This is a genomic window from Streptomyces sp. AA1529 (assembly GCF_000280905.1).
Taxonomy (GTDB): domain Bacteria; phylum Actinomycetota; class Actinomycetes; order Streptomycetales; family Streptomycetaceae; genus Streptomyces.
In genome coordinates this window covers 160,962-173,667 of sequence record NZ_ALAP01000030.1, presented here as the reverse complement: position 1 = coordinate 173,667, position 12,706 = coordinate 160,962, and the positions used below count along the sequence as shown (strand labels likewise).

General features: G+C 72.1%; 10 protein-coding genes and 2 pseudogenes. 4 read left to right on the top strand and 8 right to left on the bottom strand.

Annotation, left to right across the window (positions count from 1 at the left end; translation table 11 throughout):
- Positions 1 to 62: 62 nt before the first annotated feature.
- A complete protein-coding gene (gene dacB, locus A949_RS0108785) occupies positions 63 to 1,775 on the bottom strand; it encodes a D-alanyl-D-alanine carboxypeptidase/D-alanyl-D-alanine endopeptidase (RefSeq protein WP_237735775.1) in 1,713 nt (570 codons plus the stop codon).
- 132 nt (positions 1,776 to 1,907) lie between these two features.
- On the opposite strand from dacB, the gene A949_RS0108780 reads away from it, so the two are divergent.
- Positions 1,908 to 2,399: an inorganic diphosphatase gene (locus A949_RS0108780; RefSeq protein ID WP_019355633.1), complete on the top strand. Its 492-nt coding sequence runs from the start codon at positions 1,908 to 1,910 to the stop codon at positions 2,397 to 2,399.
- A gap of 84 nt (positions 2,400 to 2,483) precedes the next feature.
- Here A949_RS0108780 and A949_RS0108775 read toward each other — a convergent pair whose 3' ends face one another.
- From A949_RS0108775 to A949_RS0108750, 6 genes are all read right to left on the bottom strand, one after another.
- Positions 2,484 to 4,136 (bottom strand): threonine/serine ThrE exporter family protein, encoded by a 1,653-nt coding sequence (locus tag A949_RS0108775; RefSeq protein WP_019355632.1) that lies wholly within the window; start codon positions 4,134 to 4,136, stop codon positions 2,484 to 2,486.
- 217 nt (positions 4,137 to 4,353) lie between these two features.
- Positions 4,354 to 5,181, bottom strand: coding sequence for a MerR family transcriptional regulator (locus A949_RS0108770; RefSeq protein WP_037706044.1), 828 nt, complete (start codon positions 5,179 to 5,181; stop codon positions 4,354 to 4,356).
- A gap of 90 nt (positions 5,182 to 5,271) precedes the next feature.
- The gene (locus A949_RS0108765) at positions 5,272 to 5,877 is read right to left on the bottom strand and encodes a PadR family transcriptional regulator (RefSeq protein WP_019355630.1); all 606 of its coding nucleotides are present in this window, start codon (positions 5,875 to 5,877) and stop codon (positions 5,272 to 5,274) included.
- Between the two features lie 83 nt (positions 5,878 to 5,960).
- A complete protein-coding gene (locus tag A949_RS0108760; RefSeq protein WP_019355629.1) occupies positions 5,961 to 6,557 on the bottom strand; it encodes a DinB family protein in 597 nt (198 codons plus the stop codon).
- Between the two features lie 194 nt (positions 6,558 to 6,751).
- A complete protein-coding gene (locus A949_RS0108755; RefSeq protein WP_019355628.1) occupies positions 6,752 to 8,209 on the bottom strand; it encodes an aldehyde dehydrogenase family protein in 1,458 nt (485 codons plus the stop codon).
- 56 nt (positions 8,210 to 8,265) lie between these two features.
- Positions 8,266 to 9,171: a helix-turn-helix domain-containing protein gene (locus tag A949_RS0108750; RefSeq protein WP_051019431.1), complete on the bottom strand. Its 906-nt coding sequence runs from the start codon at positions 9,169 to 9,171 to the stop codon at positions 8,266 to 8,268.
- Positions 9,172 to 9,449: 278 nt separating this feature from the next.
- On the opposite strand from A949_RS0108750, the pseudogene A949_RS39730 reads away from it, so the two are divergent.
- A pseudogene (locus A949_RS39730) lies at positions 9,450 to 9,845 on the top strand (ATP-binding protein); the annotation flags it as partial.
- Positions 9,846 to 10,130: 285 nt separating this feature from the next.
- A pseudogene (locus A949_RS39725) lies at positions 10,131 to 10,340 on the top strand (ATP-binding protein); the annotation flags it as partial.
- On the opposite strand, the gene A949_RS0108740 reads toward A949_RS39725, so the two are convergent.
- Entirely contained in the window at positions 10,303 to 10,542 is a 240-nt protein-coding gene (locus tag A949_RS0108740) for a DUF397 domain-containing protein (protein ID WP_019355625.1), read from the bottom strand. The pseudogene A949_RS39725 and the gene A949_RS0108740 overlap by 38 nt on opposite strands.
- A 190-nt stretch (positions 10,543 to 10,732) precedes the next feature.
- Here A949_RS0108740 and A949_RS0108735 point away from each other — a divergent pair, with 190 nt between their 5' ends.
- A complete protein-coding gene (locus A949_RS0108735) occupies positions 10,733 to 12,637 on the top strand; it encodes an ABC transporter ATP-binding protein (RefSeq protein WP_026004467.1) in 1,905 nt (634 codons plus the stop codon).
- Positions 12,638 to 12,706: the final 69 nt, after the last annotated feature.

The window sequence follows — 12,706 nt, the reverse complement described above, 5'->3', positions numbered from 1 at the left end:
ACCGTACGTGCAGTGCGCGCGGGGCGGGAGGAGAGCGCGAGTACCGGGCCGCCCGCCCGGGATCAGCCCGCGGAGGGCGAATCCCGGCAGCCGCAGTTGGCCAGGGCCGAGGCGAGCCGGTCCAGGGACTGCTGGGCCGCGTCCCGCGCGGTCGCCCCCGTCGTCAGGAACGCGAAGGCCAGCATCCGGCCGTCCGCGTCGACGACCGTGCCGGCCAGCGTGTTCACTCCGGTCAGGGTGCCGGTCTTGGCCCGCACCAGCCCCGCGCCGGGCTCGCCGCGCTCGCCGCCGTACCGGCTGCCGAGGGTGCCGGTGAACCGGGCGACGGGCAGTCCGGTGAGCACGGTGCGCAGCTCGGGCCGGTCCGGGTCGGCCGCCAGGGTGAGCAGCCGGGTGAGCAGCTCCGGGGAGACCCGGTCCGCGCGGTCGAGGCCGCTGCCGTCCGCGAAGCGGGCGCCCTTCAGGGGCAGGCCGAGCCGGTCGAGGGTGTGCCGTACGGCGCGGCCCGCGCCGCGGAAGCCGGCGGGCTCGCCCGCGGCGAGGGCCGTCTGGCGCGCGAGGGCCTCGGCGAGGTCGTTGTCGCTGTGGGTGAGCATCCGCTCGACCAGTGCGCCGAGCGGAGCCGAGCGGTGCACGGCCAGCTCGGTGGCCCGCTTCCCGGCGGTGCGCTCTCGGGGTGCGCCCTCGACGGTGACGCCCTCGTCCTCGAGCGCGTCCGCGAACACGTCGGCCGCCTCCCGGGCGGGGTCGGCGGCACGCGGCGCCGGGCCGTGGTCGCTGCCGTCCGTGCGGCCCTCCTCGACCATCAGCGGGGTGACCCGGGCCAGGTTCTCGTTGGGCCCGATGACGTGCCGCTCGGTGCCGGTGTAGCGGGAGGTGTCGTACCGGAGCCGGACCGGGTGCGTGTCGCCCTCGTCCAGGGCCCGGGCGGTCCGCGCGGCCAGGGCCGTCAGGTCCTTCTCGGTGAGCGTGGGGTCGCCGCCGCCGACGAGGGTGACCCGGTCGTCCTCGCGGACCGCGCGGGTGGCGATGCGGTACGTCCCGCCGCGCGCGGTCAGCGCCGCGACGGCGGTGGCCAGCTTGATCGTGGAGGCGGGGGCCGAGACCGCCCGGGCGTCCCGGGAGAACAGCCGGCGTCCGGTGACGGCGTCCACGACGGAGGCGTGCCGTACGGCGCCGAGCGAGCCGTCCTCGATCAGCGGCTCCAGCGTGTCGGCGAGGGCCGAGGCGGTCGGCGGCGGCATCTGCTCCGGCCCGCTGCCGCCGCGGCCGGAGCCCTGCGGGCCGCCCTCGCCGGCGTCCTGTTCCGGGACGGGGCCGGCCGGGGCGAGCACCTGGGGGGCGGCGGGGGGCCCGGAGGGGCGTCCGGGGGTGCCGGGAGTGTGGTCCGCGCCACTTCCGCGTTCCTGGCGGGCCGCCCGGACCCGCTCGGCCGTACGCTGACCCGAGTCCCACGGCCCCGCCGCGGCCACCGCCAGCAGCGCGGCCACGAGTCCCAGCGCGGTGGAGGCGGCGGTGAACCGGACCGTCAGCCGCTGCTGCGGAGAGGCCGCCCGCCAACGACGCCGGGCCCTGTGCACCGCGGCGCGCCCGTGCGCGTGCGCGCGGGCGGCGGTCGTACGGGTGTGTGCCGCGAGGGCGCCTGTGTGTGCCGCGAGGGCGCGCGCACGGGGCGCGACGGTCCGGGTGTGCGCCGCCACCGATCGGGCCGCGCGGAGGGTGGAGCGGTATGCCCGGTTCGCGGTGCCACGCACCTTCGATCCGGTGTCATGCACCTCGACCAGCCCCTTTCGCGAGCACACATGTGCGTGGGGGACACTTAATCACCAGACTGGAGTTCTTCTGGGGGACGGCCCCCAGGGCACACGAGTGCTGATCTCATCATGATCTATACGGAGGAGCCTCCCTTGGAGTTCGACGTCACCATCGAGATCCCGAAGGGCTCGCGGAACAAGTACGAGGTGGACCACGAGACGGGCCGCATCCGCCTCGACCGGCACCTGTTCACCTCGACCGTGTACCCGGCGGACTACGGCTTCGTCGACGGCACCCTGGGCGAGGACGGTGACCCGCTCGACGCGCTCGTGCTGCTGGAGGAGCCCACCTTCCCCGGGTGCATCATCAAGTGCCGCGCCATCGGGATGTTCCGGATGACCGACGAGGCGGGCGGCGACGACAAGCTGCTGTGCGTCCCCTCCTCGGACCCGCGCATGGAGCACCTGCGCGACATCCACCACGTGAGCGAGTTCGACCGGCTGGAGATCCAGCACTTCTTCGAGGTCTACAAGGACCTGGAGCCCGGCAAGTCGGTCGAGGGCGCCGACTGGGTGGGCCGCGCCGAGGCCGAGGCCGAGGTCGAGGCCTCCATCAAGCGGCTGGCCGCCGAGGGCGGGCACTGAGAACCGTTTCTGCACGGGGCTGCGCCGCTGCCCCCGTTCGGGTGACGGAGGGGCTGCCCGCGCACCGGGCAGCCCCTCCGCCGCTCAGAAGCCCCGGGTGCGCTTGGCGGCGCGCCGGCCCGGCAGCGGCGTCTCCTGGCCCGGGGTCTTGATGAAGAGGCGGGCCAGCTCGCCGCCCAGGTTGACCCCGATGGCGATGGCCAGGGCCAGCGCGCCGGCCGTCGCCAGGTGCTCGAACCCCTTGTTGACGTCGCCCTGGGCGATGTTCAGCAGCCCGAAGTAGGTGTTGCTACCCGGCAGCAGCGGGCCGATGGCCGCCGTGATGTACGGCAGCGACGAGGCGAACTGGTACCGGGACAGCAGCTGGCCGAAGAGGCCGACGAGCCCGGCGGCCACCACGGTGGCCGGGACCGGTGTGACGTCCGCCTTGGTCAGCACCCCGAAGATCAGCCAGGCGACGCCCCCGTTCATGGTGGCCAGCACCACGGTGTGGCGCTCCTGCTGGAGCAGCACGCAGAACGCCAGCGCCAGCAGCATGGCGGCCAGCAGCTGGGTGACCGGCCGGTCGCTGTGGTGCACGATGTCGGGCGTCAGCCGGGCGTTCAGCCGGGCACCCACGTACAGCACCATCAGCACTCCGCAGACGATGCCGACGATGAGGTAGATGACCTCCAGCAGCCGGGCGGCGGCGGTGATGTAGAAGCCGGTGAGTCCGTCGTGCACGGCCGCGACCAGCGCCCGCCCCGGGATCAGCGCGAAGAGGCCACCGGTGATCACCGCGGACGCCTGGATGCGGGTGTCGGTGTGCTGGGCGAGCAGCGCGACGGCCACCCCCATCCCGGCCGGGGGCATGGCGGCGGCCGCGAACTGGTAGAACTCCGGCAGTCCGCGCCCGGCGCACAGCCAGGCCAGCCGGTCGCCGAGCATGGCGCCGAACGCGGCCAGCACGAAGACCAGCCCGTCGCCGCCCACCAGCAGCGAGGCCGCGCCGGACAGGGCGCCGCTGGCCACGGTCAGCGCCCACTTGGTGTAGGGGTGCCGGTTGCGGCGCATCTCCGCGAGCCGCCGGTAGGCCTCCTCCAGCGACACCTCGCCCTGGGTGATGTCGGCGACGAGCGCGAAGACGGCCGACAGCCGGGTGTAGTCGGTGCCGCGCCTGCGGACGGTCCTGCTGAGCGTGACCGGGTCGTCCACCAGCGAGGGCTGGTGGGTGATGGACAGCAGGGTGAAGGTGACCTCGGGTTCGGTGCGGTCGAGTCCGAAGGCGTGCGCGACGCCGAACATGGCCGCCTCGACGTCCTCGGCGCCCTCCCCGCCCGCGAGCAGCAGCTCGCCGATCCGGAGCGTCAGGTCGAGGACGCGGGGAACGGGGGGTCCGCTCTCCGCGCCCTCGTCGCCGCGCTGGGAGCGCTCGGGCACCGGACGCTCGGCGAGCGGCATCCGGACCATGGAGCGCATCCGGTCCTGCCAGGGCGAGCCCGGCTTGGCCAGCGGCCCGACGACGGGGATGCCGTCGGGCGGCGTGAAGGCGCTGCCGGCCTCGTACGACAGCGGGCTGACCAGCCCTTCCGGGATGGTGAACTCGGAGGTCGGGTGCTCCTCCTCCGGGACGGGGGGAAGCGGCACGCCCAAGGGCGCCGTGAAGGCGCTGCGTGATTCGTCGGACGCCGGTTTGGTGTCGTCCGGCTCACCACCCTGCTCCGCGGCGTCGCCGTTTCCCCGGGGCTGCCCCACCACTTTCTGTGCGCTCCTTACCCTCTCGCGCCCGATGCGCGTTACGTCTCAAGTTTCCAGCAGTGCCACACGACCGACGTGGTGTCCAACGGAAATGGTTCCACGAACCGGAAGCGTGCTACCTCACAGTGGAGCATGAGAAGTGATCCTCTCCCCAAAGGTCCCCCTGTACAGGGGAATTAAAAGTGAGAGAACACGAGGGAAGGGGGTGCGGAGGGGCTCAGGAGGCGGAAGACCCGCCCTCGCCCCGCTCCGTGCCTACTGCGTTTGCCGCGCGTGCGCGGGCGCGGTCACGCTCGGCTGCTTCGTTGGCCGCGATCGCGTCCCGCAGGTACCGGGCCAGCCCCGGCCGGATCGCGTCGTAGGTCGCGGTGAAGCGCTCGTCCTGGACGTACATCTCGCCGAGCCTGCGGTGCATCCCGTGGTCGCACGGGTAACTGGTGCGGGAGATGAACAGCCGGTGCCGCTCGGCCAGATCGGTCACCGCGGGTGCGTCCGGAGCGTCCCCGGCCGCCATCCGGTCGGCGACCGCGCGGTGGAGCCCGTCCAGCTCCCGCGTGAGTGCCTTCCAGTCCTCCTTGGTGCGGGAGGCGGCGCGGCGCTGCGACTCCCGGTACGCCTCGGTGCTGCCCCAGCGGTGCTCCGCCTCCTCGGCGTGCGCCTCCGGGTCGAAGTCCCCGAAGACCTCGAACCGCTCCTCGGGGGTGAGACTGATGCCCATTTTCCGTGCCTCCATGGCGCGTTCCACGGCGGTGGCCATCTCCGTGAGCCGACCGATCCGCGCCGTCAGCACGGCGTGCTGCCGGCGCAGCAGGTCGACCGGGTCCGCAGCGGGGTCGTCCAGCAGGACGGCGACCTCCTCCAGGGGGAAGCCCAGCTCCCGGTGGAAGAGGATCTGCTGCAGCCGGTCCAGGTCGGCATCGGTGTAGCGGCGGTGTCCGGCCGCCGTGCGCTCCCCGGGGACCAGCAGTCCGATCTCGTCGTAGTGGTGCAGGGTGCGCACCGTGATCCCGGCGAGAGCGGCGACCTGCCCGACGGAGTGGCTCATGTCCGCCTCCTCGTTGGCTTGCGGCATCCACGGTGCTCCCTCACGTCGCGTGAGGTGCAAGCCGTTCTTCCGGGCGCCGCGGCGCCCGGCTCAGCACGGACGCCGGTCCGTCAGGACGCTGAGATCCCGCTCGCCCTCGCCCGCCATCACGAAGGCGCCGCCCTCCAGCCGGGCGATCAGCTCGCGGGCCCACGCGGCGTCGCTCTCGGCCGTGTGCACCCACAGCTTCATGATCTCCCCGATGTGCCCCCACTCCGGCGGAGCACCGCCGTCCGGTGTCCAGTTCGAGGTGACCTCCGCGCGCCAGGACTTCAGCGCGGCGACCCGCTCCTCCAGCAGCGCGACGGCCTCGGCCCGGGGCAGGTCCACGAGGAACCCGACGGCGGAGGTGAGCAGCTCCTGCTTCTCCCCGGTCGCGGTCAGCGCGTGCCGCAGCAGCCGGAAGAACTCCGCCTCACCGGCCGCGGTGATCTCGTACTCGGTGCGCGGCGGACCGCCCGCGGTGCTGGGGGCGATGTCGTGGGCGAGCAGCAGGTCCTGCTTGGCGAGCTGCTTGAGCGCGTGGTAGATCGAGCCGGGCTTGGCCGCCGACCACTCGTGCGCGCCCCAGAACTCCAGATCGTTGCGGACCTGGTAGCCGTGCGCCCGCCCGCGCAGGCGCACGTCTCCCAGCACCAGCAGCCGGATCGCCGACATCGCTCCCTGCCCCAGTCACACCGCCGTGGTTGTGTCAAGCACCACCCTATGCGGGTCCGCCGGGACGGGGAGCGGCGGCGGGCTCAGTCCTGCGCGGTGTCGCCCCCGCCGGGTGCGCCGCCGAAGGCCGACCAGTCCGGCTCGGGCATCGCACCTGTCTCGAACACGAGGTCGAAAGCACCCTTGCCGTCGAGCGTCTCGCGGATGATGTCGGCGTGCCCCGCGTGCCGCGCGTACTCCTCGATCAGGTGCAGCAGGCCCCAGCGCCAGGAGAACTCGCCGCCCTTGTCCCACGGCGCGGGCGGCACGACGAAGGTCTCGTCCAGCGAGCCCAGCCCGGCGACGGCCCGCTCGGTCTCGGCACCGACCCGCTCGCTCTCGGCGAGCAGCACCTCGACGGTCTGCTCCTCGCCGGGGGTGAAGCTGGTCTCCCACTCCGCACGCTTGACCTCGTCCCCGACCTCGATCCCGCGGAAGGTGCGCAGCCAGCTCGCCTCCATCACGGTCACATGCCTGAGGACACCGGCCACCGACAGCTCGCTGGCCGCGGGGGCGCTGCGGGCCTGCTCCTCGGTGAGCCCGTGCAGGGCCCTGCGGATGCCGCCGCGCTGCGCCTCCAGGAACGCCAGCAGCGCTCCGCGCTCGTCTCCGGGTGCCTCTGCCTGGACGACTACCGGCATGCTGCTCGCCACCTCTCGGGTCGGTCCGGGGCCTCTCCCCGGCCGATGACCACAAGCTATGCGGCCTCGCGGTCAGGTTCTGTCCTCGATCGCGCAGGAGCGGTACGGCATTTCGGGGGCGCCGCCCGGCCCCGGGCGGCGAACGCGACGGGGCCGGGCGGAACGGCCGGAACGGGCTGGAGCGGCCGGGACGGTCAGAACGGGAACTCGCTGCGCTCCCGCTGGATGGAGACCCAGCGGGTGGTGGTGAACGCCTCCACCACCTGCGGGCCGTTCAGCCTGCCGAGGCCCGAGTGCTTCTCGCCGCCGTACGGCACGATCGGCTCGTCGGCGACCGTGGAATCGTTCACGTGCACCATGCCCGCCTCGATCCGGCGGGCGAAGGCGACACCGCGCTCGATGTCCGCGGTGTGCACCGCGCCGGCGAGTCCGTAGGGGGTGTCGTTGGCGACCCGTACCGCGTCCTCCTCGCCGTCCGCGCCGATGATCAGCGCGACCGGCCCGAAGATCTCCTCGTGGCGCAGCGGGGAGTCGGCGGGCAGGTCCGCCAGCACACTGGGCGAGACGAGGTTGCCGTCCGCGGAACCGTGCAGCAGCGCCGTGGCGCCTTCGGAGAGGGCCTGCTCGACGATGGCCGTCACCCGCTCCGCCTGCCGGGAGTTGATCAGCGGACCGATGTGGGTCTCCGGCTTCGCCGGGTCCCCCACCACCAGCCTGCCGACCCGGTCGACGAACTTCGCGGTGAACTCCCGCTCCAGGCTGCGGTCCACGATGATCCGGTTGGCCGCCATGCACAGTTGGCCCTGGTTGACGAAGCGGCTGTAGACCGCGGCGTCCACGGCGTAGTCCACATCGGCGTCGTCCAGCACCACCAGCCCGCTGTTGGAGCCGAGTTGGAGTATCACCCGCTTGAAGTTGCGGCCCGCGACGGTGGCCACGTGGCGGCCGACGCGGTCGGAGCCGGTGAAGGAGATGACCTTCGGCACCGGGTGCTCGATCAGCGTGTCGCCGATCTCCGCGCTGTCGGTGATCACCACGTTCACCAGCCCCGGCGGCAGCCCGGCGTCCTCCAGCACCTTGGCGACCAGGGTGCCCCCGCACACCGGGGTCGACTGGTGCGGCTTGAGGACCGTGGCGTTGCCCAGTGCCAGGGCCGGCGCCACGGACTTGACCGCCAGCAGGAACGGGTAGTTGAACGGGGAGATCACCCCCACGACCCCCACCGGGTCCCGGTAGACGCGGTTCTCCTTGCCGGGCACCGAGGAGGGCAGGATCTCCCCGAGCGGGTTGAGCGAGAGCTGGAGCGCCTCCCGGAAGAACTCCTTCACCATGTGGATCTCGAAGGCCGCCTTGTGCCGGGTGCCGCCCAACTCGGCGATGATGGCCTCGGTGATCTGCGGCTCGTGCTCCTCGATGACCCGGATCGCCCGCTCGAAGACCCGTCTGCGGGTGTACGGGTTGGTGGCAGCCCAGTCGCGCTGCGCGCGCTCGGCCGCGCGATATGCCTCGTCCACCTCGTCGCGTGTGGCGACGGTGATGGAGGCGAGCTTCTCCCCGTTGTACGGGTTGAAGTCGATGATGTCCCAGGAGCCGGAGCCGGGACGCCACTCGCCGTCTATGCACTGGAGTGCCAGATCCGTGAAGTAGGCCATGCCATTCCTTCGGGGGGTTGAAGGAGATGCTGCTGCTTGGTCATCGTACCGACGCATCACAGGAGTTGGCGGATTCGCCACAGATGATCCCGGGTGTCTTCGGGAGAAAGGCTGATATCCACCAGTCGCCGCAGCACCTGGTCGTACTGTGTCACCTCGTCCCGCTTGTCCAGGTACAGGGCACTGGTGAGCTGCTCGAGGTAGACGATGTCGTTGAGGTCGGACTCCGGGAAGCGCAGCAGGGTGAAGGCGCCGGCCTCGGCGGCGTGCCCACCGATGGCGAACGGGACCACGTGCAGGTGCACGTTGGGCTGGTGGGAGACCTCGGCGAGGTGGGCGAGCTGGGCCTCCATGACCGCCGTCGAGCCGAACGGCCGGTGCAGCGCGGCCTCGTCCAGCACGCAGACCAACTGCGGGGCGCTCTCGCCCAGGAGCAGCTTCTGCCGCTCCAGCCGGAGCGCGACGCGGCGCTCGGCGTCCTCCTCGGCCAGCGGGGTGCGGTGGCCGGCGGCGACCACGGCCCGGGCGTACTCGCCCGTCTGCAGCAGGCCGTGCACGAACTGGACCTCGAACGTGCTGATGTGCGAGGCGGCACCCTCCAGCCCGACGTAGGTCTGGAACCAGCCGGGCAGCACGTCGCTGAAGTTGTGCCACCAGCCGGCGACGCTGGAGTCCCTGGCCAGCCCCAGGAGGGGGGCGCGTTCGGCGTCGTCGGTGACGCCGTAGAGCGTGAGCAGGTCCTCCACGTCGCGGGCCTTGAAACTGACCCGGCCCAGCTCCATCCGGCTGATTTTGGACTCGGAGGCCCGGATCGAGTACCCGGCGGCCTCGCGGGTGACGCCGCGGGCCTCGCGCAATCTCCTGAGCTGCGATCCGAGCAGGATGCGCCGGACCATCGAGCCGCTGGAGCTGTTCACTCCCTTCGCCGCCCCGAGGTCGCTCCCTGCCGATTCTGCTGCCATTCCGATCAGCCCTCCACCCCTGCTTGAAGGGAAGTGTGCCATCCCCGCGCTCCGTTGCGTGCGCAGCCGATTACACACGATCGAAAGTCTCTCGTGCACGTGCATCTGCCCTTGCATCTGCTGTGAGCATTGGGAACCATGGGGAGGGCACAAGTGGACTCGCCGGTACGCAAGTTGGCCGCGTGGGTTGCGCTGTGGCGCCCGCACCAGGCGGGGTAGCACGGCCGACAGGATCCGCACAGGATCGACACTGCCGCTGACGCCAGGAGTGGCCCTTGTTGGGGACCGAAGGATCGACGGTGCTGGAGCCCTTAAGCGAGGGCCTCCGTACGCCGGATGCCGCCTCGGCCTCCGGCTCCGCTTCCTGTGCGCTCCCGCCGCGCTACGAAGCGGTCTCCAGCGCCCGGAACTTCACCCGCAGCACGCTCCGGTACTGGGACCTGGCAGAGAAGTTCGACGACGTGGCGCTGGTGGTCTCCGAACTGGTGACCAACGCCATGCGGCACGGCCTCACCCCCGGCGCCGATCACGGGGCGGCGTCGGGGGACGAGGGCGACCCACCGGTCCGGCTGCATCTGATGCGCTGGTCGGCCCGGCTGGTCTGTGCCGTACGGGACCCCAGCGACCAGCCCCCCGATGTGACGGCCGTGCGGGACACCGCCGCGCACCGGGGGGCACACGGGGGATTCGACGACCGCGGGACACCCGCCGGCCTCCAGGGCCGGTCGGCACTCGCGGGCTCCATGGAGTACGGGGGCTCCATGGATCGAGGGGGTGCCTCGGCTTTCGGGGCCCCTCTTGAACCCGGGAGGCCCCTCGATCCCGAGGGGCCTCCCGGACACGGGGGAAACGGGGGAAACGGGGGACACGGGGGCGCCGTGGAAGCCGCTGACGCGTTCGCCGCGTGCGACGCGTCGGGCGTCTCGTACTCCGAGGACGCGGAGTACGAGACGCCCGGCTTCACGGCGGAGTCGGGCCGCGGCCTGTGCCTGGTCGACTCCTTCAGCGACGCCTGGGGCTGGCACCCGCTCTCGGGCCCGCTCGCCGGGAAGATCGTCTGGGCGCTCTTCCGGACCGGGCGCGAGGCACCGGCTCTCGGCGAGGCCCCGGCCCTCGGCGGAGTGCCGGTCGTCAGCGGGCTGTCAGGTCGTCGAACTCACCGTCCTTGACGCCGAGGATCATCGCCTCCAGTTCGGCGGACGTGTAGACGAGCGCGGGCCCGTCGGGGAAGCGCGAGTTGCGCATGGCGATCTCCCCGTTGGGCAGCTTGGCGAACTCCACGCAGGCTCCCTGCGAGTTGCTGAAGCGGCTCTTTCTCCACACGACCCCCTGGAGGTCCCTGGCGGCCATGCCGTTGAACGCGTCGGGCACTTGGAACTCCTGAGGTGGTCGAATGTGCAGGACCGGGTCGCGCAGCCGTGAACTGCCAACTTCCCGGGATCATAACTTCGTTCATGTACGGATGCATGTGCCGATGCACGTGCACGACCGCGGGTCGCAAGGCCGTCACAGCTGGTCAGACCCTTGACTTAAACGTAGCTTCAAGTTCTAGCCTCACGCCATGAGCATGGAGATGACCGCTTGGCAGGCGCTCTACAGCGCACGCCAGGCCCACCAGGACCAGCACCCCTTCTCCGCGGCCGCGATCGGCCGCATCGTCCGCTTCGCACACCGCCACCACCGCAGAATGCTCGTGTTCATGCTGCTCAGCAGCGTGCTCGCGGTGCTCACCGTGGCCACCCCGCTGCTCGCGGGCCGGGTGGTGACCGCGATCGACCAACAGGCCGCCGCCGGCACCGTGCTGGGACTGGCCGGGCTGATCGCGGCCATCGCCCTGGCGGAGGCGGGCGTCGGCCTTCTGACCCGCTGGCTGTCCGCGCGTGTCGGGGAGGGACTCATCCTCGATCTGCGTACCGCCGTCTACGACCATGTGCAGCGGATGCCGGTGGCCTTCTTCACCCGCACCCGCACCGGTGCCCTGGTGAGCCGCCTCAACAACGACGTCATCGGCGCCCAGCGCGCCTTCTCCTCCACCCTCTCGCAGGTCTTCAGCAACGTCGTCACCCTGCTGCTGACCCTGGTGGTGATGTTCAACCTCTCCTGGCGGATCACCCTGCTCGCGCTGGTGCTGCTGCCGCTGTTCGTCCTCCCGGCCCGGCGGATGGGCGCCCGGCTCGCCCGGCTGGAGCGGGAGCGGGCCGACCACAACGCCCGGATGAGCACCCAGATGACCGAGCGCTTCTCCGCACCCGGTGCCACCCTGGTCAAGCTGTTCGGACGGCCGCGCGAGGAGTCCGAGGAGTTCGCCGCCCGCGCCGACCGGGTACGCGCCATCGGAGTGCGCACCGCCATGGTGCAGGAGGTCTTCTTCACCGCGCTGACCCTGGTGGCGGCCCTCGCGCTCGCCCTCGTCTACGGACTCGGCGGCTACTACGCGCTGCGCGGCAGCCTGGAGCCGGGCGCCGTCGTCTCCCTCGCGCTGCTGCTCACCCGCCTGTACGCCCCGCTGACCGCCCTGGCCAGCGCCCGGGTCGCGGTCATGAGCGCCCTCGTCAGCTTCCAGCGGGTCTTCGAAGTCCTCGACCTCCAACCCCTGATCGAGGAGAAGCCGGACGCGGAAGAGGTGCCCGCCGGTCCCGTCTCCGTCGAGTTCGACGACGTCCACTTCGGCTACCCCTCCCCCGACAAGGTCTCCCTCGCCTCCCTGGAGGAGGTCGCCACGCTCGACACCCGGGGCGGCGAGGAGGTGCTGCACGGCATCTCCTTCCGCGCCGAACCAGGACAGATGGTCGCCCTCGTGGGCTCCTCGGGCGCGGGCAAATCCACCCTCGCCTCGCTGCTCCCCCGCCTCTACGACGTGGACAGCGGCGCCGTCCGGCTCGGCGGGACGGACGTGCGCGACCTGAGCGCCGCCACGATCCGGCAGACGCTCGGCATGGTCACCCAGGACGGGCACCTCTTCCACGACACCATCCGCGCCAACCTGCTGCTGCCCCGCCCGGAGGCCACCGACGAGGAGCTGTGGTCCGCGCTGCGCCGGGCCCGCCTCGACGGACTGGTCGCCTCCCTGCCCGACGGGCTGGACACCCTCGTCGGGGAACGCGGCTACCGGCTCTCCGGCGGCGAGCGGCAACGGCTGACCATCGCCCGGCTGCTGCTCGCCCGGCCCCGCCTCGTGCTGCTGGACGAGGCGACGGCCCACCTGGACTCCACCTCCGAGGCCGCCGTGCAGGAAGCGCTCGCCGAGGCGCTGCAGGGCCGCACCTCCCTCGTCATCGCCCACCGGCTGTCCACCGTGCGGGCCGCCGACCGGATCCTCGTCCTGGAAGAGGGCCGGATCGTCGAGCAGGGCACCCACGAGGAGCTGCTGGCCACGGGCGGCCGCTACGAGGAACTCCACCGCACCCAGTTCCTCGCGGGCGAACAGCCCGCGGAGGCGCCGGCCGCGGAGGCGCCGGCCGGCTGACCCCGTCCGGTACGCCGGGAGCGGTTCCCCGCGGGAGAGCGCGCCGCGGAGGCGCGCACCGCGGACGGC